This is a genomic window from Penaeicola halotolerans (assembly GCF_016464625.1).
GTDB lineage: Bacteria > Bacteroidota > Bacteroidia > Cytophagales > Cyclobacteriaceae > Penaeicola > Penaeicola halotolerans.
This window is the reverse complement of the sequence record NZ_JAEAGO010000001.1, coordinates 914,816-939,621: the sequence shown is the minus strand read 5'-3', so window position 1 is coordinate 939,621 and position 24,806 is coordinate 914,816. Positions and strand designations below refer to the sequence as shown.

24 protein-coding genes and 4 tRNA genes are annotated in these 24,806 nt (G+C 40.3%); 11 read left to right on the top strand and 17 right to left on the bottom strand.

What is annotated here, in order from left to right:
- Positions 1 to 3: 3 nt before the first annotated feature.
- Positions 4 to 75: transfer RNA gene (locus I5349_RS04305), tRNA-Glu, on the top strand.
- A gap of 171 nt (positions 76 to 246) precedes the next feature.
- On the opposite strand, the gene I5349_RS04300 is transcribed toward I5349_RS04305, so the two are convergent.
- From I5349_RS04300 to pdeM, 11 genes are all read right to left on the bottom strand, one after another.
- Positions 247 to 1,731 (bottom strand): SGNH/GDSL hydrolase family protein, encoded by a 1,485-nt coding sequence (locus I5349_RS04300; protein ID WP_226389495.1) that lies wholly within the window; start codon positions 1,729 to 1,731, stop codon positions 247 to 249.
- A gap of 21 nt (positions 1,732 to 1,752) precedes the next feature.
- On the bottom strand, positions 1,753 to 4,644 hold the full coding sequence (locus I5349_RS04295; protein WP_226389494.1) for a TonB-dependent receptor: 2,892 nt from the start codon (positions 4,642 to 4,644) through the stop codon (positions 1,753 to 1,755).
- Positions 4,645 to 4,978: 334 nt separating this feature from the next.
- Complete coding sequence (gene gldC, locus I5349_RS04290; RefSeq protein WP_226389493.1) at positions 4,979 to 5,326, bottom strand: gliding motility protein GldC; 348 nt, start codon at positions 5,324 to 5,326, stop codon at positions 4,979 to 4,981.
- Between the two features lie 139 nt (positions 5,327 to 5,465).
- On the bottom strand, positions 5,466 to 6,125 hold the full coding sequence (locus tag I5349_RS04285; protein WP_226389492.1) for a 3-oxoacid CoA-transferase subunit B: 660 nt from the start codon (positions 6,123 to 6,125) through the stop codon (positions 5,466 to 5,468).
- Between the two features lie 23 nt (positions 6,126 to 6,148).
- Entirely contained in the window at positions 6,149 to 6,847 is a 699-nt protein-coding gene (locus tag I5349_RS04280) for a CoA transferase subunit A (protein WP_226389491.1), read from the bottom strand.
- A 21-nt stretch (positions 6,848 to 6,868) separates the two neighbouring features.
- Positions 6,869 to 7,798 carry a bifunctional riboflavin kinase/FAD synthetase gene (locus tag I5349_RS04275; RefSeq protein WP_226389490.1) on the bottom strand — a complete coding sequence of 310 codons (930 nt, stop codon included), beginning with the start codon at positions 7,796 to 7,798 and terminating at the stop codon, positions 6,869 to 6,871.
- Entirely contained in the window at positions 7,795 to 8,481 is a 687-nt protein-coding gene (truB, locus tag I5349_RS04270; protein WP_226389489.1) for a tRNA pseudouridine(55) synthase TruB, read from the bottom strand. The genes I5349_RS04275 and truB overlap by 4 nt, the downstream gene beginning before the upstream one ends.
- Entirely contained in the window at positions 8,481 to 9,272 is a 792-nt protein-coding gene (locus I5349_RS04265; RefSeq protein ID WP_226389488.1) for an undecaprenyl-diphosphate phosphatase, read from the bottom strand. The genes truB and I5349_RS04265 overlap by 1 nt, the downstream gene beginning before the upstream one ends.
- A 5-nt stretch (positions 9,273 to 9,277) precedes the next feature.
- Complete coding sequence (locus I5349_RS04260; RefSeq protein WP_226389487.1) at positions 9,278 to 9,487, bottom strand: DUF3098 domain-containing protein; 210 nt, start codon at positions 9,485 to 9,487, stop codon at positions 9,278 to 9,280.
- Between the two features lies 1 nt (position 9,488).
- Complete coding sequence (locus I5349_RS04255) at positions 9,489 to 10,385, bottom strand: cell division protein FtsX (RefSeq protein ID WP_226389486.1); 897 nt, start codon at positions 10,383 to 10,385, stop codon at positions 9,489 to 9,491.
- 55 nt (positions 10,386 to 10,440) lie between these two features.
- Positions 10,441 to 11,100: a ligase-associated DNA damage response endonuclease PdeM gene (pdeM, locus tag I5349_RS04250; RefSeq protein WP_226389485.1), complete on the bottom strand. Its 660-nt coding sequence runs from the start codon at positions 11,098 to 11,100 to the stop codon at positions 10,441 to 10,443.
- A gap of 126 nt (positions 11,101 to 11,226) precedes the next feature.
- Here pdeM and I5349_RS04245 point away from each other — a divergent pair, with 126 nt between their 5' ends.
- A complete protein-coding gene (locus tag I5349_RS04245) occupies positions 11,227 to 11,667 on the top strand; it encodes a DUF2147 domain-containing protein (protein WP_226389484.1) in 441 nt (146 codons plus the stop codon).
- Here I5349_RS04245 and I5349_RS04240 read toward each other — a convergent pair.
- From I5349_RS04240 to I5349_RS04220, 5 genes are all read right to left on the bottom strand, one after another.
- Positions 11,664 to 12,218, bottom strand: coding sequence for a DinB family protein (locus tag I5349_RS04240; RefSeq protein WP_226389483.1), 555 nt, complete (start codon positions 12,216 to 12,218; stop codon positions 11,664 to 11,666). The genes I5349_RS04245 and I5349_RS04240 overlap by 4 nt on opposite strands.
- 80 nt (positions 12,219 to 12,298) lie before the next feature.
- Positions 12,299 to 13,246, bottom strand: coding sequence for an acetyl-CoA carboxylase carboxyltransferase subunit alpha (locus I5349_RS04235; RefSeq protein ID WP_226389482.1), 948 nt, complete (start codon positions 13,244 to 13,246; stop codon positions 12,299 to 12,301).
- A gap of 268 nt (positions 13,247 to 13,514) precedes the next feature.
- Positions 13,515 to 13,588, bottom strand: a tRNA-Asp gene (locus tag I5349_RS04230).
- A gap of 43 nt (positions 13,589 to 13,631) precedes the next feature.
- Positions 13,632 to 13,705: transfer RNA gene (locus I5349_RS04225), tRNA-Asp, on the bottom strand.
- A gap of 369 nt (positions 13,706 to 14,074) precedes the next feature.
- Positions 14,075 to 14,148 (bottom strand) — tRNA-Met (locus I5349_RS04220).
- A gap of 102 nt (positions 14,149 to 14,250) precedes the next feature.
- On the opposite strand from I5349_RS04220, the gene I5349_RS04215 reads away from it, so the two are divergent.
- From I5349_RS04215 to bshB1, 8 genes are all read left to right on the top strand, one after another.
- Positions 14,251 to 14,652 carry an START-like domain-containing protein gene (locus I5349_RS04215; RefSeq protein ID WP_226389481.1) on the top strand — a complete coding sequence of 134 codons (402 nt, stop codon included), beginning with the start codon at positions 14,251 to 14,253 and terminating at the stop codon, positions 14,650 to 14,652.
- 63 nt (positions 14,653 to 14,715) lie between these two features.
- Positions 14,716 to 16,419, top strand: coding sequence for an LptF/LptG family permease (locus tag I5349_RS04210; RefSeq protein ID WP_226389480.1), 1,704 nt, complete (start codon positions 14,716 to 14,718; stop codon positions 16,417 to 16,419).
- 73 nt (positions 16,420 to 16,492) lie between these two features.
- Positions 16,493 to 16,768, top strand: a complete 276-nt coding sequence (gene rpsO / locus I5349_RS04205) for a 30S ribosomal protein S15 (protein ID WP_226389479.1) — start codon at positions 16,493 to 16,495, stop codon at positions 16,766 to 16,768.
- Between the two features lie 107 nt (positions 16,769 to 16,875).
- A complete protein-coding gene (gene pnp, locus I5349_RS04200; RefSeq protein ID WP_226389478.1) occupies positions 16,876 to 19,020 on the top strand; it encodes a polyribonucleotide nucleotidyltransferase in 2,145 nt (714 codons plus the stop codon).
- An 81-nt stretch (positions 19,021 to 19,101) separates the two neighbouring features.
- On the top strand, positions 19,102 to 19,965 hold the full coding sequence (locus I5349_RS04195) for a sigma-70 family RNA polymerase sigma factor (RefSeq protein ID WP_226389477.1): 864 nt from the start codon (positions 19,102 to 19,104) through the stop codon (positions 19,963 to 19,965).
- 129 nt (positions 19,966 to 20,094) lie between these two features.
- Positions 20,095 to 21,033, top strand: a complete 939-nt coding sequence (gene trxB, locus I5349_RS04190) for a thioredoxin-disulfide reductase (RefSeq protein ID WP_226389476.1) — start codon at positions 20,095 to 20,097, stop codon at positions 21,031 to 21,033.
- A gap of 8 nt (positions 21,034 to 21,041) precedes the next feature.
- The gene (locus I5349_RS04185) at positions 21,042 to 22,076 is read left to right on the top strand and encodes a M23 family metallopeptidase (protein ID WP_226389475.1); all 1,035 of its coding nucleotides are present in this window, start codon (positions 21,042 to 21,044) and stop codon (positions 22,074 to 22,076) included.
- Between the two features lie 29 nt (positions 22,077 to 22,105).
- On the top strand, positions 22,106 to 22,822 hold the full coding sequence (gene bshB1 / locus I5349_RS04180) for a bacillithiol biosynthesis deacetylase BshB1 (protein ID WP_226389474.1): 717 nt from the start codon (positions 22,106 to 22,108) through the stop codon (positions 22,820 to 22,822).
- Positions 22,823 to 22,847: 25 nt separating this feature from the next.
- Here bshB1 and I5349_RS04175 read toward each other — a convergent pair whose 3' ends face one another.
- Positions 22,848 to 23,579: a tetratricopeptide repeat protein gene (locus I5349_RS04175; RefSeq protein ID WP_226389473.1), complete on the bottom strand. Its 732-nt coding sequence runs from the start codon at positions 23,577 to 23,579 to the stop codon at positions 22,848 to 22,850.
- A gap of 145 nt (positions 23,580 to 23,724) precedes the next feature.
- Here I5349_RS04175 and holA point away from each other — a divergent pair, with 145 nt between their 5' ends.
- On the top strand, positions 23,725 to 24,747 hold the full coding sequence (gene holA / locus I5349_RS04170) for a DNA polymerase III subunit delta (protein ID WP_226389472.1): 1,023 nt from the start codon (positions 23,725 to 23,727) through the stop codon (positions 24,745 to 24,747).
- Positions 24,748 to 24,806: the final 59 nt, after the last annotated feature.

Here is a 24,806-nt window from a genome sequence, read left to right as displayed (position 1 = left end):
AATGGTCCGTTCGTCTAGGGGTTAGGACGTATCCCTTTCACGGATAAAACACGGGTTCGATTCCCGTACGGACTACAAAGCTCTGAGCAATCAGGGCTTTTTTTATGCCCAAAAGTGTAAGAGATTAAGCAAATAAAAAGGCTCTACATTGCTGCAGAGCCTTTATAATCTTGGGTTTATTGTTGTTATTTTTTGATTAACGATCTAATCTAGATAAAATCTCCAAATTTTCAAATATTAGCCCAATTAATTTCCTGGAGTTACTGGCAGGTCATTACCTGGATAAGCATTTGGATTTACTCTAGGGATGCTCGCATTCCACTTCGCGTTGATTCTATCGATAAATTCATTGGCTACAAAAGCATGTGCACGAGCATTAGGGTGAATGCCATCTAGAGAGAAACCGCCAGAAGGAGGCACGATAGATGCAGTAAGTGCTACTCCGCCTGAGCTAACTTGTCCAGCAAGGACTCTGTCTAGCAATGCATTGACATCAATCAAAACTAATCTGTCAGGCTGTGTTGCTACGAAGTTGGCTATGATCTCATTGAATGTATCAATCTTACCTTGGATCTCATCTTGCTCATCAGGAATCAAAACGAATTGATCTTCTACTGGAGAACTGATACCTCTGATCAAGTTAGGATTACCACCGACAGGCTGTCCCAATGCTTGAGCTAATGCAAGTACTGCTCTATCATTTGATTTGCTTTGGCGGATAGAAGGTAGCCCAAGTCCAGATAGATCTGTTAGGCTTTCATCTGACATCACGAAGGCATTTTGGCCAGCACTGAAATTTATTCTTCTGTAGTTTTCCTCCTCTGAAGTGATCAGTCCAGCCATTCTAGCTTGCGCTAAGCCACCATTGTATTGCGCATATCCTTGGTTAGCTTGCGTAGCTTGCTCTTGTGTCAAAGGAAGTGCATTGAAAGGTACTAGGGTGAAGTGCGGCAACACATTGAGGTCTGGAATATTAGCCACGGCACCTTTGGCATTGGGAGCGGCTTGAAGTAGTGCTCCTAAAGCACCTTGTAATCTTGTGCTAAAATCACCATCAGAAGTAAGGATGGCAGGATTAGAAGCACCACCTATAGCATAGCCCAAGACATCATTATTTCCTAACCAGAAAGTAAAGAATGTACCGCCATTGGCTAAAGCTGCGGCAGCATCTCCTATGACTGTAGAAGTTCCAGGATTGCTGGCAAATCTAGCATAAAGTGGATTGTAAGCTGGATTTCCTGGATCATTGGGTCCGCCTGTTTGTGGAATTAGTGCCGTTCCTAGAGTGATTCCTGGTACACCGAAGTTATTCAAGGCAGTTTTGTCACCTGTGAAAGGGGTTGGGAAGTCACCAGGTCCTATTGGAGCTGGAGCAGCAGCACCAGTTTGAGGATTGATTGTCAAGATCAATCTTCCAAGCGGTGTGTTGTTTGGACCAAGTCCAAAAAATCCATTCACTGAATTAATGTCTGGAACATTAAACTCTCCACCACCAGCTTGTGTCATTTGCCCAGCAAGGATCACTGGGAATGCATAGCCTTGGCTTCTGTCATAGAGTGCGCCATCCATAAAGCCTGCAGTGAGTGAGTTACCTACTGAGACCATTTTACTGAAATCCGCAGTACCAGCAGAAGGTTGCTCTACTACTTGCTCAGGGAAGTCGTACTCGCAGCCAAATGTAATAGTGGCTGCGGTAAGTAAGGCTGCGTATAGTTTTATATTACTTTTCATATTCGTGTCATTTTGGGGTTATTAGTTCATCAATTCATCAAATGTGATAGAGATGTAATAGATACCACCTACTGTAGGACCTCCATAGTTGAGGAAATATCTTTCGTTCAAGACATTTGAAGCACCTAGTTTGATGATCGACTTGATGTCTTTTAGTTTATAGCTCACTTGTGCGTCAAGTGTTTGTACAGCAGGAACATCTCCTATAGCAAAGGTAGACTCCCATCTGAAAGCACTCTGCCATCTGTAGGCTACATTGAAACCAAGCTTCTCAGTCAATTTTCTGTTACCAAAAGAGACGTTGAACTTATGCTCAGGTGTGTTGAATTCTGCTAAGAACTCTTCTCCTAGGTCAGTCAATAGTCTGTTCCAGTTGTAGTTACCACCCAAAGTGTAGTTGTTTGGCAAGCTGTAAGTCATACCAATAGCAGCACCTGCAGCCTCTACATCACGACCTACGATGTTGGTGTAAGTCTGGAAAGTGTTTTCTTGACCTGGCGTAGTGACTGGAGTCAAAAGGGTAGGAGCATTGACTGCGTTGATTGCAGCTTCCTCGCCATTAGCTGGCACAGGGAATACAGGTCCTGGTGCTTTTCTTACCGCTGTTTGAGAGATGAAGTCTGTGTATCTGTTGTAGTAGAATGCTGCATCGATGAGCAATCTATTATCAGAAAGGAGTGACTTGTAACCTAGCTCTATAGACTGCACTTGCTCTGGTCTAAGCTCAGGGATCAAGTCTGTAGTCACTGGCTGTAATAGTGAAGTAGCAGCTGGTGATACTGGGCTAACTCCACTAGCTACTGCTTCTGTGTAGGCATTGACAGAGGCTAGTGTGAATGAGTTTTCAAAGATTTGATATCTGTCTCTGTAGAATGGTAGACCACCGATAAGTCTAGCTGACACTACATTGAGGTCAATGTGCTGCGCTTGGGTAGTTGGCATTCTGAAACCAGTCTGATAAGACAATCTGATGTTGTGATTGTTCTGCGTTAAAACTGCTGATAATCTTGGGTTAAATTGACCATCGAAGTTTTCGTTCTTATCATATCTTACTGATCCAGTCAGTTTCAATTTGTCATTTAGCAATCTTTTGGCTACTTGCGCATAAGCTCCATATTCTGAGATCGTGATATCATTTCCAGGTACGTCAGCGAAGATGGTACCATTAGAGTTCATGTCATACAGTCTATAGCTAGCACCTACTTGTAAGTCGACTACATCAATCTCATTTTTGAAGTCATATTGACCTTCTGCATGATACATTGCTGATTTGTCATTGAAGAGGGCACCTTGTGGGATAAATTGGTTGATCACTTGCTGTTTTACTGCTTCAAACTGCGGTGTGCCAGGCATGATTCTACCTTGATCAGCCACACCACGAGCGGCCATATGAGCAGCCATTTGCTGTTGTGCAGTTGGCATACCATTAGGCGCAACCCCTTGCTGTGCGAGTGCTCCTAGATAGCCTAGACCATATTGCGCATACCATGTACTGTTGTCTTTCCAAGTACTGTTGATGTTCACACCTGTCAAGTCTGCGATGTAAGATTCACCAGAGTCTTCGATCGTACCGTAAGCTCTTAAGAAGAAGTTGTCCCCTTTGAGCTCCACTTTATGCTGTATGATGCTGAAGTCTTTCAAAGAGTATCTCTGAGCACCAGTGTAGACGGTTGTTCCAGCACCGTAATTGACGCTGTATGAAAGCTCAGCTTTGTTAGTGATTCTGTAGTAAAGACCACCATTAAGTTTGAAGTTTTTAGCATTGTAGTCTACTAGGTCACGCTCATCATAGCCTGTTCTAGTGACGACTTGATTTGGAAGTAAACCCAAGAAATCACCTAGATTTCTAGATTGTGCCGCTTGTTGGAAAGCACCACTGTTGGCAAGAAGGCCAATGTTAGTAGCTACCTCATCTCCAAAAACGTGTACTCTATTTTCTCCTGGGTTAAATGAAAAACCAGCAGGCTGTCTGTTTGAGTTTAGGTCTGATTGATCAGTACCATACCAGTCTTCAGCAGCTGAGTAGGATGCATTTACTTTGAATGCAAACTTGTTATTAAAAGCTTTGGCATATCTGATAGATGCCTCATACATTGGTTGTGGGCTAGAAGGCTCATTGCCTTGACCATTGAGGTGGTTGACACCTTGCTTGTAAGTTGCACTAAGTCCTTGATATTCAAATGGATTCTTGCTGTTTACTAAAAGGATACCATTGAAAGCATTTGGTCCATAAAGTGCTGAAGCAGCACCAGGGATAAATTCTACACTTTCTACATCTAGTTCCGAAGGTCCATTGAGGTTACCAATCGGGAAGTTCAATGCTGGCGCTTGTGTATCCATACCATCTGTCAGTTGTACAAATCGTGTATTACCAGTAGAGTTGAATCCACGAGCGTTGACGATCTGGAAATTGATAGATGATGTAGTGACGTCCACACCTTTTAAGTTAGCGATACCTTTGTAGTAGTTGTCAGAAGCAGTTTCTCTGATCGCGAGTATGTCCATTTTTTCAATAGATACTGGTGATTGTAAAATGCTTTCTTCCACTCTAGAGGCAGATACGACTACTTCTTGTCCTAGGAGGGAGGTCTCAGCTAGAGACACTTCTAGGTCGGATACACTTTCGTTGATGACTACTTCCTTAGAAGTGTAGCCTATCGAAGAAAAAATAAGGGTGATAGGCGTAGGCTCATTGATTTTCAAATTAAACTTACCGTTGAAATCTGTGGTAGTTCCAAGAACGGTTCCTTTCACTCTAACATTGACTCCAATGAGCGTTTCCTTAGAGATGTCATCTGTCACTGTGCCGGAAACTGACACCGTGGACTGGGCATAAGCCCCAGCCATCATGAAGGAAACTAGCAGTAAACTCAAAAAGAGTCCCTTTGCTAAAAATCGGGTAAAATTCTTCATAGGGTTTATCGATAAAATTTACAATTAATTTTATTTTAGACTTAAGGTAGTTATTTATTACTCCAAATCTACATTAAAACTAATGTAATTTTTCGAAAACTGTATGCATGCCGAATAATTATTTTTTCTGAGATAAACTGCCCTCAATCAATATTAGACCAAACTAATTCATTATCAAGTGGAAACTAAGGTGTTAAAGCAGTGAGAGCTTGCGGGTTAAAACCAGGAAACTAATAGAGATTTTTGAGTTTCTATATTTTATACTTCATGTATATATATTCATAAAAAAAGCACCCCATTTGGAGTGCTTAATTACTTTTGACCTAAGCTTAGATTAACTTTGGCTCAATCTTTTGTTTTCTTCTTGGAGGTGTTTGATAAACTTATCACAGAGTGCATTCAACTCATCTGCCATAAAAGTATCTCCTGTGGCAGATAGGATGCTTTGTCCTAGTCCACCGATACAGTCTATGTAGAAGCGCTTCATCTCATCCACTGGCATATCTTTGGTCCAAAGATCAATGCGCATGGTATTTTTGCTGAGGTGATCCCAAAGGGCAATACTCACACTTTTGGTGCTTGCTAATCCATCGTCTCCTTTGTCCGTAGCATCCCAATAAATTTTCTCTGGAACACTATCTTTATCTAGTTCTACTGTAAATTTTATTTCTGATTGTTTCATCGAATTGTATATGATATTAAAATGCTCGCTGTAAGTAGCTTTTTTGACAAAAGTCTGTCTTTTATAGTTCCTAGTGTCTGAATTTATGCGAGGCAAATTTACAACAATAGCTTTAGGAGACAATGTTTAGCTTACTTCTTTAGAATGTCATCTCGGGAACTTCTCCTTCTATGATGAGTTTTCCAGCAGTGGCTGCTTTGATTTCTTCTACAGATACACCAGGAGCTCTCTCTAGTAGCCTAAACCCACCGTTAGGATCGATTTCTAATACAGCGAGGTCTGTGACTATTTTTTTGACACATCGGATGCCTGTTATCGGTAATTCACACTGTGGTAAAAGCTTGGAAGCACCATCTTTGCTGCAATGCTGCATGGCTACGATGATGTTTTCAGCAGAAGCCACTAAGTCCATAGCACCTCCCATTCCTTTGACCATTTTGCCTGGGATTTTCCAGTTAGCGATGTCCCCATTTTCAGAAACTTCCATAGCGCCTAAGATTGTCAAGTGTACATGCTCACCTCTGATCATAGCAAAGCTCTCTGCAGAACTGAAAAGTGCACTACCTTTGACCATGGTCACTGTCTGCTTACCTGCATTGATGAGGTCAGCATCTATCTGATCTTCTGTAGGGAATGGGCCAATGCCTAAAAGTCCGTTTTCTGATTGAAGCACTACTTCTAGTTCATCAGGGATATAGTTTGCCACTAGCGTAGGGATGCCTATGCCGAGATTGATATATTGGCCATTTTGTACTTCTTTCGCTATACGCTGGGCGATTTGATTTTTATCTAAAGCCATATCTTGGGTTGATTGTCTAGGTATTATTTCTGACGAACAGTTCTCTGTTCGATTCTCTTTTCGTAATCTTTGCCTTGGAAAATACGCTGCACATAGATACCGGGTGTATGGATAGCATTTGGATCGAGTTCTCCAGCAGGTACGAGTTCTTCTACCTCTGCTATGGTGATTTTACCAGCGGCTGCCATCATCGGGCTAAAGTTTCGTGCTGTTCCTTTAAAGATGAGATTTCCTGCAGTGTCTCCTTTCCAAGCTTTGACGAGTGCAAAGTCAGCTTTGAGCCAATGCTCCATGAGGTACATTTTTCCATTAAATTCTCTGACCTCTTTGCCTTCGGCTACTTCTGTGCCATATCCTGCTGGCGTAAAAAAAGCTGGAATTCCAGCACCACCAGCTCTAATGCGCTCTGCGAGTGTTCCCTGAGGGATCAGTTCTACCTCTAGTTCTCCGCTAAGCAGTTGTCTTTCAAACTCTGCATTTTCACCTACATAGCTTGAGATCATTTTTTTGACCTGCCGAGTCTTGAGCATCAAGCCGATTCCAAAGTTATCAACCCCTGCGTTGTTAGAGATACAGGTTAGTCCTTTGACACCTTTGCGAAGGAGTGCTTGGATGCCGTTTTCTGGGATACCAGATAAACCAAAGCCACCGAGCATCAGGACTGCATTGTCTTGGATATCTTGGATGGCCTCATCTGCTGAAGCGACTACTTTATTGATCATGTTATTTTGGGTTAGCTATTTTTAACTACTAAATATACTTTGAATATATTTTTTATCCTGCCAAAGTTGCTCTTTAAGTGCTTCCAAGTTGGCGAATTTTTGTTCTTCACGAATAAAATGAAAGAAGCTTATGGTGATTTCACTATCATAGATATCCTGATCAAAATCAAAGATGTTTACTTCTATACTACGGTCTGTACCATTCAGGGTTGGTCTTTGGCCAATATTGAGCATGCCTCTATATTCCAGTTCTCCGCATTTTACTTGGACAGCATAGACGCCATTTTTAGGCACTAGTTTGTATCGCTCATATACAGAAAGATTGGCAGTAGGAAAGTCTATTGTCCTACCTATTTGCTGCCCACGAACTACTTTACCTGTTAGCTGATATGGATTGCCCAAGTATTCGTTCGCTATTTGGATGTTACCTTCTTCTAGTGCTTTTCTGATTTTGGTGCTAGAGACAGTGACATCTTCTACATCTTGCGCGGGGATTTCTTCTACTGTGAATCCGTACTGATCAGCATTGGCTTTGAGATATTCAAAACTTCCTTCACGGTTTTTTCCAAATCGGTGGTCGTATCCTATGACCAGTTTTTTGGTTTTTATTTTATTGACCAATACCTGTTGGATAAATTGCTCTGAGGTCAACTGTGAAAACTCAGGGGTAAACTGTATCGCTATCAGATGATCGATACCTAACTGATGGAGTAGGGCAGTTTTTTCTTCGAAAGTATTGAGTAGTCTCAGAGAGTCATCGTCAGGATGCAGTACTAGGCGTGGATGAGGCCAGAAAGTAATCAGCACCGATTCTCCATTGATCTCTTTGGCTAAGGTGATGATGTGTCGGAGGATCTTTTGATGCCCTATGTGCACGCCATCAAAAGTGCCACTAGAAACTACGGCATTTTGAATATGAGGCAAACTATCTAAACCGTAGTGAAGCTTCATGCTTGTTGTGCTTTGATCTGATCTACCAATGTCTGTACAGGGATAGCATCTTCTATTTTGAAGTTGCCAATTCTAGTCCTTCTAAGAGCAGACATATAGGCACCAACGCCTAAAATCTCTCCAAGATCCCTAGCTAGACTTCGAATGTATGTTCCTTTGCTACAGATGATTTTAAAATCTATCTCAGGAAGCGCTACTCTAGTTAGTTCAAACTTATGTACTGTCACAGGTCTAGGATCTATTTTGACTTCTTTACCTTTTCTAGCGGACTCATAGACACGCTTTCCATCGATTTTGATAGCAGAATGGGCAGGTGGTATCTGCATGATATCGCCCGTCAGTTGAGTGATCGCTTCTAAGATTTGCTTTTCGGTCAAGTGATCTACGCTAATTACGTTTTCCACTTCCGTTTCCAAATCATAAGAGGCTGTGGTAGCCCCTAAGACGAAGGTCCCCTCATACTCTTTTTCTTGTGCTTGGAATGTATCTATCTGTTTAGTCATCTTCCCAGTGCAAAGTATCAAAAGTCCAGTAGCTAGAGGATCTAGTGTGCCAGCATGGCCTACTTTTTTTATTTTGATTGCACCTCTGACTTTTTTGACCACATCAAAAGAAGTCCACTGAAGAGGTTTGTCTAATAAAAGTACTTCACCAGCTAAGAAATCAAATTCTTTATCACTCATCAAATACTTGCTAAAATGGCAATGCTACCTATGATAAAACAATAGATAGCAAAATAAATAAGTTTCCCTCGCTTGACGATATTGATCATCCAGATACAGGCGATCAGTCCTGATATGAATGCAGCTAAAAAGCCTGCCATGAGTGTCAAGCTATCAACTCCTTCTGCTACCGCAGGGTTTTCTACATAGTCTTTTACTTTGAGCAGGGTAGCGCCTAGTATGGGGGCTAGTACCATCAAGAAAGAAAATCGAGCAGCTTTTTCTTTGTCTACCCCTAGAAGTAGGGCAGTAGCTATCGTTGATCCAGATCTAGAGATCCCAGGTAGTATAGCCACTGCTTGAGCTAATCCTATGAGAATGGATTTACCGAAGGTAACAGATCCAGTAGTGTTTTTTTTGAAGTAGGTAAAAGCAAGAAGTGTACTCGTGATGAGTAGCATACTCCCAACAAAAAGGATATTTCCGCCAAAGAAGCCCTCTATTTGCTCTTCAAAAAAGACGCCTACTATTCCAATGGGAATCATAGAAATGACCAGTTTGAACACATAGTCAGTTGATTCATTTCTTTGGAATTTGAATAATTCACGAATGAGCGTGAGTATATCTTTTCTAAAAACAATGATCGTACTCAAAGCTGTAGCAGCGTGTACTACTATGGTAAAGAGTAAATTATCGGAAGTCTCTGTGTCTAACAAATACGAGCCAATCTCTAGGTGTCCACTACTACTTACTGGCAAAAACTCCGTCAGTCCTTGAATAATACCCAGGATAATCGCTTCAAAAATGGTCATTTAGATTATTGCTTAGGTTTGTAAAATATGGCGTAGAATTCAAAAATAAATCCTCCTAAAACGATCATTGGGCCGAGTGTAATGCCCATAAAGCCAAAACCATGTTGCTCGCTATCTAGTCCCATGATGACAAATCCTAAGATGATGATTGCTATACCGAGTAGCATGAGTTGATAGTTTCTTCGGCTAAAAGCCATTTTATTTTTTTCGCTCATTTTAGTAGAGTTCGTCTAGTGACATGTTTAAATACTTATTGATCGCCTTGGCAGTACTTACTACAGATAGTAAGATACCTGCTAGCGTAAGTGCGCCAAATAGCGCGAGAAATTCTTTTTGATCTTGCAGTTGTGATAGACCATCTATCTGATCATTGGCATAAGTGAGTGTAGCCCATAGCATCAGTGAAGAGACGACTCCTGCAATCAGCCCATATAGGACAGATCTTGCCAAAAATGGCTTTCTGATGAAATTTCGAGTAGCACCAACAAGCTGCATACTTCTGATCAGAAAACGCTGTGAGAAAAGTGCCAGCTTGATCGTATTATGAATCAAAATGATCACCACTAAGATCAAAATCATTGCAAAAGCACCAAGTACTAAGCTGACTTTGACGAGGTTTTTGTTGATAGAGTCGATGACACTACCTAGGTATGATACTTCAAAAATACCCGGGATCCTTTGGATAGCCTGTGCGACACTATCCAGCCTAGCTTCTGTTTGATAAGCTTCGTCTATACTGATCGTGTAGCTATCGCGGAGTGGATTGTCTCCCAAAAATTCCACAAAGTCTTCTCCCGTGTCTTTGATAAAGTTAACAGCTGCTGAGTCACTAGAGGTAAAAGTCACCATGGCTACATTGTCTTTCTTCATGACAAATGGCTTGGTTTCTAGTAGCTTACCTATTTTGGATATCTCTGCATCAGAAGTGTTTTTGTGTAGAAAGATCTGCATTTCTACATTTTCTCGGATGAGTGCGGTGAGTTTTTGCGCATGGATCAAAATCATCCCTAACACACCTACTATGAAAAGTGAAAGTGTGATGCTAAAAACCACACTGAAGTATTTAAAGCTGCCTAATTGCTTTTTTTTCTTTGTTCCTTTTTCTTTCATCATATCAGGAGTAGCTTCAAAGTTAATGAGAGATTATATTATTCCCAATCTTCTCTTTCTAAGTTCTCAAATGTACAAAAGGAATAACGCGCGTTTCTGCTATGAGATATATCTCTTCATCTGGTTTTGGTAGGATGGGCATCAGTCCTGTAAAAGTGCCAAATGCGGGCAATACTGCAAATTTGGATGTAAAGTGAAAGCAAGGAAGGGTGATTTTTTGGCGGCCTTTGCCACTGATCGTGTAGCCAGGGTGGATGTGTCCACAAAATGTAAATGCAGCTTCAGACTGAAAAGCAGGGTCATGCGCCAGTCCAATAGATCCTATTTGCAAAAACTGTTCGTGAACTTGGAGATTTGTTGCCTGATAAACAGCAGGTTTCAAAAGGTCATGATTTCCTTTGATCAGGTGAAAGGAGATGTTTTTAAAATTTGATAGAAACTCAAGGAAATACTCCCATTCGTGATTGTAATCGCTATGGAATAAGTCACCTAATAGATAAACTTTTTTTACAGGATACAATACCAATAATTCTTCTAAAATAAGCAATGTGTCGGATCCTGCGGCTTTTGGAACTGCTATCCCAGATTTTCTGAAGTGTGTTGCTTTACCTAAGTGCAAGTCTGCTAGGAGTAGGGCATTTTCCTTTTTCCAATAGACAGCCTTTTGAGGAAGTAGTTCAAAATGTTCGTTTAAGAGGGTAATTGAATGACTTGTCAAAATAGAGTAGATTAAAATTTTGCTATTGGATATTGCGTTTAGTACTTTACTAAAGTAGTTGAAAACATTTAGTCATATAACTAAACAGGTTTTATATCGTTTTTTTATCAAACCAAACAAAAAATCATGACAAAAATAAAATTTACATTCGCCTTTCTTGGTCTTTTTTTAATTGCTTCTAGTGCGCTGATGGCACAGTCAGCCGATGCTATAGTAGGTACTTGGTTTAACACTGAGCGTGAGGCTAAAATAGAAATCTATAAAGAAGCTGGAAAATACAATGGCAAGATCGTTTGGCTAAAAGAGCCTACAGAGAATGGCAAACCTAAGCTGGACAAAAACAACTCCAATGCTTCACTCAGAAAGCGTCCACTCATGGGACTGAACTTATTGAAGGGTTTTGTTTATGAAGATGGTGTGTGGGAAGATGGAGAGATCTACGATCCCAAAAATGGGAAGACTTACTCTTGTGTGATCAAAAGAAAAAATGATAAAGTCTTAGAAGTCAGAGGCTATATTGGGTTTTCTATGATTGGCCGTACAGTAGAATGGTATAAAGCCGACTAATTTTGTTTTGACATGAGGTATTCGTCCAAGTATGCTTTTTGCTTTAGATGGTGCCTCATGTGCATTTCTGTCATTTGTAGCCATTCATTAGCATTGAGAGCCCCTATCTCAGGTACAGCGTGTGGAGACCTAAACTTTCCATTATCTTTTTTCACAGCCTCAGCTAAGTCCTCTAATTGCTCCATCAAGTTAGCAAAGCGCTTTGTATAAGTGCTCTGAGGAAGTGGATTGGGTTCATCGCCTAGGCCTTGAGGTACTTTAAATTTGAAAGGGGGGAAGCTATTGTGTTGATACATCTTTAGACCTCCGGGCATGATGTTGAGAGACTCACTTCCATTTTCACGTCTTAGGCAAGTATTTATTTTGTAGCAAAAATACCCAGAGGTACTCATGGCTATGTGCTCATAGAGTTGACCCATGGACCATTCATCAGCACTCGGCTTGTCATTCCATTGTGTCTCTGAGTACGAACCGATTGATGATACATATTTCCCCATCGTTTTTTTGAGGGCTTTGAGGATTTGATCGGTTGGTAGTGAAACTTGACTCATGTGTTTATCTTTGATACAAAATCAATATACGAGTTTTGCATAAAAAAAGAGCCTTTGATTAAAAGACTCTTTTTGTTTAGCTATTCGTTATAGACTCCCATTGCACAGAATTTGTCGATTCTTTGTGTTATCCTTTCTTCGGGACTTAGTTTCAGGAGTGCTTTAGTTTCTTTTTTAATCACTTTTTTCATCTCATTAGCCATCCATTTGAGATCGGTGTGTGCTCCACCAAGTGGCTCTGGAATGATGCCATCTATGAGTTTGTTTTTCTCCATATCCTTGGCAGTGAGCTTGAGTGCTTCTGCTGCTTGCTCTTTGTAGTCCCAACTTCTCCATAGGATAGAGGAGCATGATTCTGGAGAGATCACGGAGTACCAAGTATTTTCTAACATCAAGACTTTATCACCTATACCGATGCCGAGTGCACCACCTGAAGCACCTTCACCGATGATGATACAGATCACAGGTACTTTAAGCATGAACATCTCTCGAAGATTTCTAGCGATAGCTTCTCCTTGACCTCTTTCTTCTGCTTCGAGTCCAGGAAATGCGCCAGGAGTATCGATAAGTGTGATGATTGGCTTGTTGAATTTTTCAGCCATCTTCATCAATCGAAGGGCTTTTCGATATCCTTCAGGATTAGCCATCCCAAAGTTTCTCTCTTGTCTCTGTTTGGTATTGCGTCCTTTTTGCTGACCGATGATCATAAAAGTCTGACCGTCTATGCTACCAAGTCCACCGACCATAGCTTTGTCGTCTTTGACATTGCGATCTCCGTGGATCTCTATAAAGTCCTCTGTGAGTTCATAGATGTAATCCAATGTATATGGTCTATCGGCATGTCTCGAAAGCTGCACACGCTGCCACCTAGTTAGGTTAGCAAATGTTTCTTTTTTCAAAGCCTGAATTTTTTCTTCTAATGACTCGATGTCTTTTGACAAATCGATTTTCTTGCCTTCTGCGAGGGTTTTCATCTCTTGCAGCTTATTCTCTAAGTCGGCTATAGGTTTTTCAAATTCCAAAAGCATAAGCTATTTGATTGGGTCGTAAAGTTAAAACTTATTTCGCTTTATCAAACCAAAGGTAATGCAGTAATCCAATTTAAAGCCAATAATTGCTCACTTTTAATCAAAAATATAAGGTCTGCAGCATATAAATCGATGGATTAAAATACGCTAGGTGGCTGAATATGAAGATAGAGAGGCTGGATAAAAAATGGGGACTAAATTTGTGAGAAGAGGAGTCTTACATGAAATGAGGGTAAAAGAAAAAAGCCTTGATTTCTCAAGGCTTTAGCGGAATGGACGGGACTCGAACCCGCGACCTCCTGCGTGACAGGCAGGCATTCTAACCAGCTGAACTACCACTCCAATTTCTTCAATATAATAAAGCTATCCTTTTGATAAGCATTTGCGGAATGGACGGGACTCGAACCCGCGACCTCCTGCGTGACAGGCAGGCATTCTAACCAGCTGAACTACCACTCCTTGGTATATTAAACGTTTTGATTTGTTTAATGTGGTGCAAATGTAGTGTAATGAAACAAAACTACCAAAAGCGAATCAAGAATATTTAATGGACTAGCATTAACCAATACATTTTCAGGCTGATAAATTTAGAAATCTTTGAAATATCATCGATTTGATCAGTTTTTGCAGGGTAGATGATCGTCTGATTAGTGGGATGTTTATTCCGTTTATCTAAAAAATCAAATTAGCTTGAGATATAAATTTTTTCTTTTCTATATTGATCACGGGTCATCTAAGCGCCAAAAGCTTCCGTATCTCTCAGTCAGAAGAGTGAGGGTAAAAAATAAGCCCTTTCAAATAGACATCTGAAAGGGCTTTGAAAACAAGTAGCGAGGACGGGAGTTGAACCCGTGACCTCAGGGTTATGAATCCTGCGCTCTAACCAACTGAGCTACCTCGCCAAACGGAGTGCAAATATGAAAGACTAAATGTTAAATTGCAAACGAAAAGTGCTAAATTGTCCGTAGTTATGATGTTTTTTTTCGAATTTAAATGAGTGGGTTATGGTGAAGTCAAAGTTTGTTGCTGATTATCAATTAAATGCTTCAAAAAAGATTGTTTATCCTTTTTTGAGCACTGCTAGTGGACTTGCTCAGTGGTTTGCAGATGATGTAGTGATCAATGAAGATAAGGTATATAACTTCATATATGATGGAGAAAATCACTATGCCAAAATAGTGATGCAAAAGAACCTACACGGTATTCGATTTGAGTTTATAGACAAGCATAATCCAGATGCTTCGAGTGATGATCCTACATTTTTAGAGTTTGAGTTGGATCTTAATGAACTCACACAGTCACTTTATCTGAGAGTCATCGATTATTCAGAACAAGATGACGAGGAAGAAATGCAAGATATCTGGGATGGGCTCATCGGTTCTTTGAAAGAAATCATCGGTGCATAGATTTATTATTTTTAAAGCCGAGGCTTATCTACTAGTTTTGCCATCTGAAGCGTTGACTTTTTGATGAAGAAATTAGATAAACTCATATTAGGTACATTCTTAGGGCCATTTCTCCTTGCCTTTTTGGTAGTTGATTTTATTCTCCTCACGGTGAATATGCTCAAGTACTTTGATGAGATTTTCGGTAAAGACCTCGGTTTTTCTATTTACATGGAGCTGATCGCCTATTTTATGATCAGTATTTCTCCTATTGCTTTGCCATTGGCTGTATTGCTATCCTCTTTGATGACATTTGGCAATCTAGGTGAGCACTTTGAGCTCACGGCTATCAAAGGAGCAGGGATTTCATTGACTAGAGCGTTACTTCCAATTGGTGTATTTGTAGCTTTTGTCAGCATTGGGGCTTATTTTTCAAATAACTATCTCGTCACCAAAGTCAACTTAAAATCATATAGTCTCCTATATGACATCAAAGTCAAATCGCCCTCACTAGATATCAGAGAAGGTGTCTTTTATAATGGTATCCCAGGATACAGTATCAAGACTAATGACAAAGGAGAAAACGGTATCCTGCGCGATTTGATCATCTATGATCATAATAAAGGAACTGGTAATACAGATGTGATTATAGCAGACTCTGGGCGTATGGCTTCTTTTCAAGATGGAAAATATATGCGCTTGCAGTTGTATAATGGCTACAGCTACTCTGAGCCTCAGGCCGGATCTGTCGCTAGGACTGAAAAGGCTGGGGATTTTTCTAGGACTAGGTTTGAAGAGAACTACATCATCTTTGATCTCAGTAATCTCATGATGCGGAGAACGGAGGAAGAGCGATTTGCCAACAACCGACAAATGAGAACGATCAAGCAGTTAGAAGCTGACTTGGATTCTTTTCAGATGAGGATAGTTGATGATAAATATTATACGATGGCAAGTATCAGTTCTTATTATAACTACCACTTCAGAGATACTATCCCAGTCAGTGAGGAGCTGAGACAGCTGAAATCGAGAAGTGATGCAATCAAGGCTGAGAAACAGCGCGTAAGGGATTCATTGCTCGCTATAGAAGCAAAAAAGATCAATCCAGATACGGTGCTAGTGGCTAATGCTACTGATACTACTCAGATAAACAGAAGGATCATTAGAAACAATCTTGCTCAGCTTGATCAATCTACCTCTACGGTGAGCAGCAGTACTATGGAAGATGAGGCTTTACAAGTCAGTGTGATTCCTCCAAAGAAAACTAGATCCGATACGACTACAAAAGCGCAGAATGTAGCTGCTTTTCACAAGTACTTCGAAGCGCCAGATAAGTATAAGAGAGCAGTAGATTTTACACTGGGCTCCGTTAGAAATGTAAAATCTAATATCTCTCTCAAATGGAGAAATGTAGATGATGCTTATAAAAATATGTATCGCTATGAGATATCTATTTATCAAAAATACACACAAGCGGTAGCCTGCTTCATCATGTTCCTCATCGGAGCACCACTGGGCTCGATCATCAAAAAAGGTGGCTTAGGTTTCCCTGTTTTGCTATCGATCATATTCTTTATCATCTCTTATGTGCTTAATACACTGGGGGAAAAGTGGGCTAGAGAAGGACTGATCGATCCGATCTATGGAGCTTGGTTTTCCAATGTAGTTCTTTTACCATTTGGATTGTTTTTCTTGAGGCAGGCCCGTAAAGATGCGCGTTTATTTGATGGTGATTTTTATGCCATAGCCATAGATAAGCTCAAGAAGCGATTTAAAAAGTTAGATTAATTGTGCTAAATATTTTAAGGTTCAATTATTCTTTTTTACCTTTGCATTTGTTTTAAAATAAATTTAACTAAGCATGTATTTAGCAAAAGAGAAAAAGCAAGAGCTATTCGCAAATCATGGTCGGTTAAAGTCAACTACAGATACAGGTTCACCTGAGTCTCAGATTGCACTTTTTACCTACCGCATCGCGCATTTGACAGAACACCTCAAAACCAATCAAAAAGATCACTCTTCTAGATTAGGCCTTTTGAAGTTAGTAGGTAAAAGAAGAAGATTACTGAACTACTTGATCGCAAAAGATATCGAAAGATATAGAGCTATCATAGCAGAACTGAATTTACGTAAGTAATATGCGTACAGGGATTCTCATAGAAGAATCCCTATTTTTTTCCTTTCAGATATTACAAAAATCCTTACTTTTACAATTCCACGAATTTCATTTACAACAAAATTTATATGTTACCAAACGTAATTACACAATCTATTATTCTTGAGGATGGTAGAGAGATTACAATTGAAACTGGCAAACTAGCCAAGCAAGCAGATGGATCAGTAGTCCTAAGAATGGGCAAAGCGGTACTTTTGGCTACAGTCGTTTCGAAAAAAGAAGCTGGCGAAAATGTGGATTTCCTTCCATTGTCAGTTGATTATCAAGAAAAATTTGCTGCAGCGGGTAAAATCCCAGGAGGCTTCCTAAAGAGAGAGGGAAGACTTTCAGATTATGAAATATTGATCAGTAGATTGGTAGACAGGGCGATTCGTCCGATTTTTCCAGATGACTACCATGCAGATACACAAATAGCTATCTCATTGATGTCAGCAGACGAAGACATCATGCCAGATGCACTAGCAGGTCTTGCAGCATCTGCTGCACTTGCAGTATCAGATATTCCTTTTAACGGACCTATCTCAGAGGTGAGAGTGATCAAGTTAGAAGACAAGTTTGTAGTAAATCCTACGAGCAAGCAAATAGATGAGGCACTTCTAGACATGATCGTAGCGGGTTCTATAGATAATATCCTCATGGTAGAGGGTGAGTCTAAAGAAGTCAGTGAAGAAGACATGATCGAGGCGATAGGTATTGCTCACAAAGAGATCATCAAGCAGTGTGAGGCTCAGATCGAACTGAAGAAAAAAGTAGGTAAAACGATCAGAGAGTATAATCACGAGACTCATGATGAGGAACTCAAGGCTAAAATGCAAGCGGAACTTTATGATAAAGTATATGCTGTAGCTAGAAAAGCAAATCCAAATAAGAGCGAAAGAAGTGCAGACTTCAAAGCTGTCAAAGATGCTTTCGTTGAGTCATTAGGCGAGGATCATGGTTATGATCCATTCCTTATCGGAAAATACTATCATGATATCCAAAAAGAAGCTTCAAGAAATCTAGTATTGGATGAGGCTATCAGATTGGATGGTAGAAAGACAACAGAGATCAGACCTATATGGAGTGAGGTAGACTACCTTCCTTCAGCACATGGATCCGCAGTATTCACTAGAGGTGAGACGCAGTCTATCACCACTTGTACATTAGGTACTAAGATGGATGAACAGATGATAGATGGTGCTATGATCTCTGGTTACAATAAATTTATCCTACACTACAACTTCCCAGGTTTCTCTACCGGAGAAGTAAAGCCAAATAGAGGTGTAGGTAGAAGAGAAGTAGGTCATGGTAACTTGGCTCTAAGAGCACTGAAGCCAGTGTTGCCTGCTGAAAACCCTTATACAATTCGTATAGTATCTGATATATTAGAATCTAATGGATCGTCATCAATGGCTACTGTTTGTGCGGGTACACTAGCCCTCATGGATGCAGGTGTGCAGATCAAAGCTCCTGTGACAGGTATTGCTATGGGTATGATCTCTGATGCTAAGACTGGCAAATATGCCATCCTTTCAGATATACTTGGAGATGAGGATCACTTAGGTGATATGGACTTCAAAGTCACTGGAACTAAAGATGGTATCACTGCATGTCAGATGGACCTTAAGGTAGAAGGCCTTTCATTCGAGGTTTTAAAAGAGGCACTTCTTCAAGCTAAGGCTGGTAGATTACATATTTTGGATGAGATCACTAAGACACTTGATGCTCCAAGACCTGATCTCAAGCCTCATGCCCCTAGATCATACACGATGAAGATCCCTAGAGACTTGATCGGAGCAGTGATCGGACCAGGTGGTAAAGTGATCCAAGAGATCCAAAAAGAAAGTGGTGCTACAGTAGTCATCGAAGAAGTAGACAATCAAGGTGTTGTTCATATCTTTGCTGTCGATGGTGGCGCTATGGACAAGGCTCTCTCTAGAATCAAGGGCATCGTAGCTCAGCCAGAAGTAGGAGAGACTTACACTGGTAAAGTTAAATCTATCATGCCATTTGGTGCTTTTGTAGAGTTTATGCCAGGCAAAGACGGACTACTACACATCTCTGAGGTGAAGTGGGAGAGATTAGAGTCTATGGAAGGTGTGATGGAAGTAGGTGAGGAAGTCACTGTGAAGCTCATTGAAGTAGACAAGAAAACAGGTAAATTCAGACTGTCTAGAAAAGTTTTACTTCCAAAGCCAGAGAAAAAAGAATCTAGCGAACCAAAGGCTGAATAATTAGGCTTTTAAAAGAATTGAACTATTCATTTGATCAATCTTGTTTATTAGACGGTTTAAACAATTTAACTTAAATCCTTAATGAGACAACTCAAAATTAGTAAGCAGATCACCAATAGAGAGTCACAATCTCTCGATAAGTACCTGCAAGAAATTGGTAAAGTAGACCTCCTCACAGCTGATGAAGAAGTAGAGCTTGCCAAGAGAATCAGGGAAGGCGATCAGCTTGCCTTAGAGAAGTTGACTAAAGCTAACCTACGTTTCGTAGTATCAGTAGCTAAGCAATATCAAAACCAAGGGCTTTCTCTTGGCGATTTGATCAACGAGGGTAACCTTGGTTTGATCAAAGCCGCTCAAAGATTTGATGAGACTCGTGGTTTCAAATTCATCTCTTATGCCGTATGGTGGATCAGACAGTCTATTTTACAGGCATTGGCGGAGCAGTCTAGAATCGTACGTTTGCCACTTAACAGAGTAGGTTCGTTGAATAAAATCAGCAAGACTTTCTCTGAACTGGAGCAAAAGTATGAAAGAGAACCATCACCTGAAGAGCTTGCAGAAGTACTTGAGGTCTCTGCCAACGAAGTCGTAGATACGATGAAGATCTCTGGTCGTCACGTTTCTATGGATGCACCATTTGTACAAGGTGAAGAAAACAGCCTTTTGGATGTACTAGAAAATGATGGTGAAGATAAGCCAGATACAGAGTTGATGAATGACTCTCTTAGAAGAGAAGTTCAGCGTGCTTTGTCTACACTTACGCAACGCGAGGCAGACGTCATCACATTATACTTTGGTCTCAATGGAGAACATGCAATGACACTAGAAGAGATTGGAGAGAAATTCAACTTGACTAGAGAGCGTGTACGTCAGATCAAGGAAAAAGCAATCAGAAGACTCAGACATACGTCTAGAAGTAAAACACTCAAGCCTTACTTAGGTTAAGGTTAAAAGTTCATATCATTGAAAGCCTCTATTTTGAGGCTTTTTTTGTTCGAGGATGAATTTCAAAATATTATTCTTTGTTAGCATATCTGAATTTACAAAATTTGTCAAGTATAAATACTAGCATTCATGACACAAGAAAAAGTTAATGTACTCATCATAGGTTCTGGTCCAGCAGGCTATACTGCAGCTATCTACGCAGCAAGAGCAGGTCTCAATCCTGTCCTCTATCAAGGTGGTCAGCCAGGTGGTCAGTTGACGATCACCAATGATGTAGAAAACTATCCAGGATATCCTGATGGAATCAATGGTCCGCAAATGATGATGGATTTCCAAAAGCAAGCAGAGCGATTTGGTACATCAATCAGAAATGGTTTAGTCACTAAAGTTGACTTTTCTAACTATCCACACAAAGCTATCGTGGATGACAAGCATGAGATCACCGCCAATGCAGTAATTATCTCTACTGGAGCTTCTGCAAAATGGCTCAATCTGCCATCGGAGCAGCGCCTCAATGGAAGTGGTGTTTCAGCATGTGCAGTTTGTGATGGATTTTTCTACCGTGGCATGGATGTTGTTGTCGTGGGCGCTGGTGACACTGCCTGTGAAGAGGCGAGCTACCTGTCAAAAATCTGTAACAAAGTCTATATGCTCGTGAGAAGAGATGAGATGAGAGCATCTCAAATCATGCAAAAAAGGGTATTAGGCGCTAAAAATATAGAGGTTCTTTGGAACACGGAAACTGTTGAAGTCCTAGGGGAACAAGAAGTAGAAGCTGTAAGAGTAAAGAACAATCAGACAGGCGAAGAAAAAGATATTCCTGCTAAAGGATTTTTTGTTGCCATTGGACATGAGCCCAACACAGGTATTTTTAAAGGGATCTTGGATATGAATGAAAGCGGATACTTGATCACGCAACCAGGTAGTACTAAGACGAATATCGAGGGGGTTTTTGCTAGTGGAGATGCTCAAGACCATATTTACAGACAAGCTGTGACTGCTGCCGGTACAGGATGTATGGCAGCGCTAGATGCCGAGAGGTTTCTAGCCGAGAAGGAATTAGCTTAATTTATTTTATGCCATTAAAGTGGAGTCTTGTCTTTTTAAGCTGCCTGCTATGCTTTCAAGCTGTCGGGCAGTTTAGAAAGGGAAAAGGGAAAAGCAAAGAATCAATACAGCTTCAGTTTCCTGAGGTCAATCAAAATGCGATCAAGCTTTTAAATGAGTTGGACTTTCAACAGAAGTTAGTAGAACTGAGAAAGACTACGGACTCTTTGATCTTCAATTACCAGATAGATCTGAGAAAGGCGCCATCTATTTTGGCAGAAGATACCGCTTCAGTCAATGTGCCCACTTATAGTGTGGTAGAAGTTTCAGAGCAGTTGAAAATAGATTGTCTTTGGGTGACTACTCATGAGCATTTTCAACTCTGGGATTCCAAGAAGATCAATATTTATGATTTTGACGTATCCAAGTTTAAGGATTCGTTAGCTATAGTCCTATATGATTCCCTGATGGATGTCTCTTGGCACCCACCGATCAAAGGTACCAAGATCACTTCACCCTTTGGTTTTAGAGGTTGGAGATGGCATTATGGTAGTGATCTTAAGCTCAACACAGGAGATGACGTATACGCAGTCTGGGATGGAATCGTCAGGATCCGGCAGTATGACCGCTATGGATATGGTTATTATTTAGTGATCAGGCATAAAAACGGACTAGAGACACTCTATGGTCATCTTTCTAAGATGCATGTCAATGTAGGGGAAGAGGTCAAAGCAGGTCAAGTGATTGGACTTGGAGGAAGTACTGGACGTAGTACTGGTCCTCATCTTCATTTTGAGATAAGGTATCAAGGAGTCGCTATTAACCCAACAGAGATGTTTGATTTTGATAGTGATCAGTTACTCACTCAACAGTATATTATTACTCCCAAGACTTTTGAGTATATCAATAAAGTCAATGAAATAGTCTACTATAGGGTAAAAAGGGGAGATACATTGAGTGGTATTGCCAGTAGGCATCGTGTAAGTGTCAACAGACTCTTACAGCTTAATAAAATAAGTAGAAACTCGATTCTTAGGATAGGCCAAAGGATCAGAATCAACTAGTGTCAATCACTAGAAATAAAAGTTTGATTATGAAATTAGATGTACTTGTATTTGCGTCACATCCTGATGATGCTGAACTTGGTTGTTCGGGTACCATCGCTGCTTTGATCGCAGCTGGAAAGAAAGTTGGTGTGATCGATTTTACCCAAGGAGAAATGGGGACGAGAGGCACTCCAGCATTGAGACTTCAAGAGGCCGATGCAGCTTCAAAGGTATTAGGTCTCTCTGTTCGTGAAAATCTCGGCTTCAAAGATGTATTCTTTAAAATCGACTTAGAGCATCAATTGGCACTGATCAAGAAAATTAGACAATATCAGCCAGATATAGTGATCGCTAATGCAGTAACAGATAGACATGTGGATCATGGTAAAGGTGGATTGTTAGCGACTGAGGCTTGTTTTATGGCTGGGTTGAGAAAGATAGAAACTACACATGATGGGAAAGATCAGTCTGCTTGGAGGCCTAAGCATGTGTATCATTATATCCAAAACAACTATATCAAGCCTGATTTCATCGTAGATATCACTGCTCACTGGAATACCAAAGTGGCCTCTATCAAGGCTTTTAAGTCTCAGTTTTTTGATCCAGAAAGTACCGAGCCAGCTTCTTTTATCTCTTCACCAGAGTTTATGAAATTCATAGAGGCTAGGGCACGTGAGTTTGGTCATCAGATCAATGTAGAGTTTGGAGAGGGCTTTACTGTAGAGCGTCCAATTGGTGTGAGAGATATCACACAGTTAGTATAAAAATAAAGCCATGTACTACATGGCTTTATTTTTTTGACTTAAAGAGTGAACTGATAAAATTCCCAAAATCATTTCTAGTTTTTTTATCGACAAATATCTTTTTCAAGGTTTTGGTGTAGCTACTCAGTGTGAGTTTCTTTTCTGATTTATTATTTTGAAATGTCGGTTGAGGTACCTTCTTTTCTACCTTGATTTCTGCTGGACTATTTTCAGTATCCTTAGCTTCTTTTCCAAACTGAGGTTCGTATCCGATGATCTCATCTGCTCTTTTGAAGGTTGCTTTAGCACGCTCTTTATAGCCCATTTTTTCTTGAAGTAGGCCCATGTTATTGATCGCAATCGCATCATCAGGATCAAGGGATATCGTAATCTCATAGTCCTCTAAAGCACCTTGATAATCTCCTATACGATCTCTAAAAAAGGCTCTTGAGGCATATCTGTATGGATTTTCTGGATCTAGTGCTAGTGCTTTATTGAAATCTTCTAGTGCTTCTTCATTTCTATTGTTGATATGTAGGGCAACGGCTCTTTCTGCATAAATCTCCGCTTGGCTAGGATAGGCAGCTACTAAAGTATCAAAATCAGCTAGGCCAGCTTTCATCTCATTGAGACGACAATAGGCCTTAGCTCGGAGGAGTAGAGCTTCTTGGTGCAGTGGCTCAACTTTCAATATGGCAGAGATAGAGTTAAGTGCACCTTTAAGATTTTTTAATCTATATTGATCGATTGCTTGCGCTAGTTTTTGATTGATATCCATAAGTTGGAAACGTACCGTGACTTTGATTTGTTCGCAAACCTACGATGGACTGATCTATTTTGAAATATTAAAGCCATTTAATAGCAAAATACCCTTGAATGACTTAATTTCATTCTTAATTTTAAGCTGAAACCAACCAGCAAAGATGCCAAGTACACCGCAAGATGTTCTCAAAGACTTAAAGGCAGGAAAGTATGCTCCTGTTTATTTTTTGCAGGGTGATGAGCCTTATTACATAGATCTTATCAGTAATTACATTGAGAAACATGCCCTTCAGGAGCATGAGAAGGGATTTAATCAAATCATCATGTATGGTAAGGAATCACCTATGAGTACTATCCTCAACAATGCCAAGCGATTTCCCATGATGGCTGATCGTCAAGTAGTCATTGTGAAAGAGGCCAAGGAAATCCCAGATCTCAATAAGGAGCAAGGCCAAACCCTCTTGGAGGCTTATTTGAAGAACCCCATGCCTTCTACTATTTTGGTTTTTGCTCATAAGTATAAAACACTCGATGGACGTAAAGCAGTAGCTAAAATCATCGATAAGACAGCTATACTGGTCAATTCACCAAAGCTTTATGACAATAAAATTCCTCAGTGGATTGAAGATTACTTGAAAGAGAAATCCTACAAAGCAGACCCTAGGGCTGTACAGATGCTCGCTGATGCTATAGGTAATAACCTAGAGCGCTTGGCTAATGAAATAGAAAAAATCCTGATCAACTTTGAGGGGCCGATTGAGATCACTCCAGAGCATGTTCAGCAGTTTGTAGGGATTAGTAAGGAGTATAGTGTATTTGAGCTTCAGAAAGCATTGTCTTTTAAAGATGCTTTTAAGGCCAATCAGATCATTCAGTATTTTAGCCAAAACCCTAAAGCCAATCCTATCATCCCTGTGATTAGTATGTGTTTTAACCTCTTTACTAAGCTACTACTGATACATCATGCTAGTGATAAGTCAGAAAGAAACATTGCTAATCTACTGGGTGTGAATCCTTTCTTTGTGAAGGAGTACATGGTAGCTGCTAGAAATTATCCTATTCATCAAGTGGTTGATAAGATCGGCTTTATCAAAGAAGCTGACTTAAGGTCTAAGGGAGTGGATAGTGGTGACATGGAGCCATCAGAGGTATTGAAAGAGTTGGTCTATAAATTGCTTCATTGAGACAATCTTGAGTTTATTTATATAAATAAAACAGTATTTTCGTTTTTCGCTTGATAACG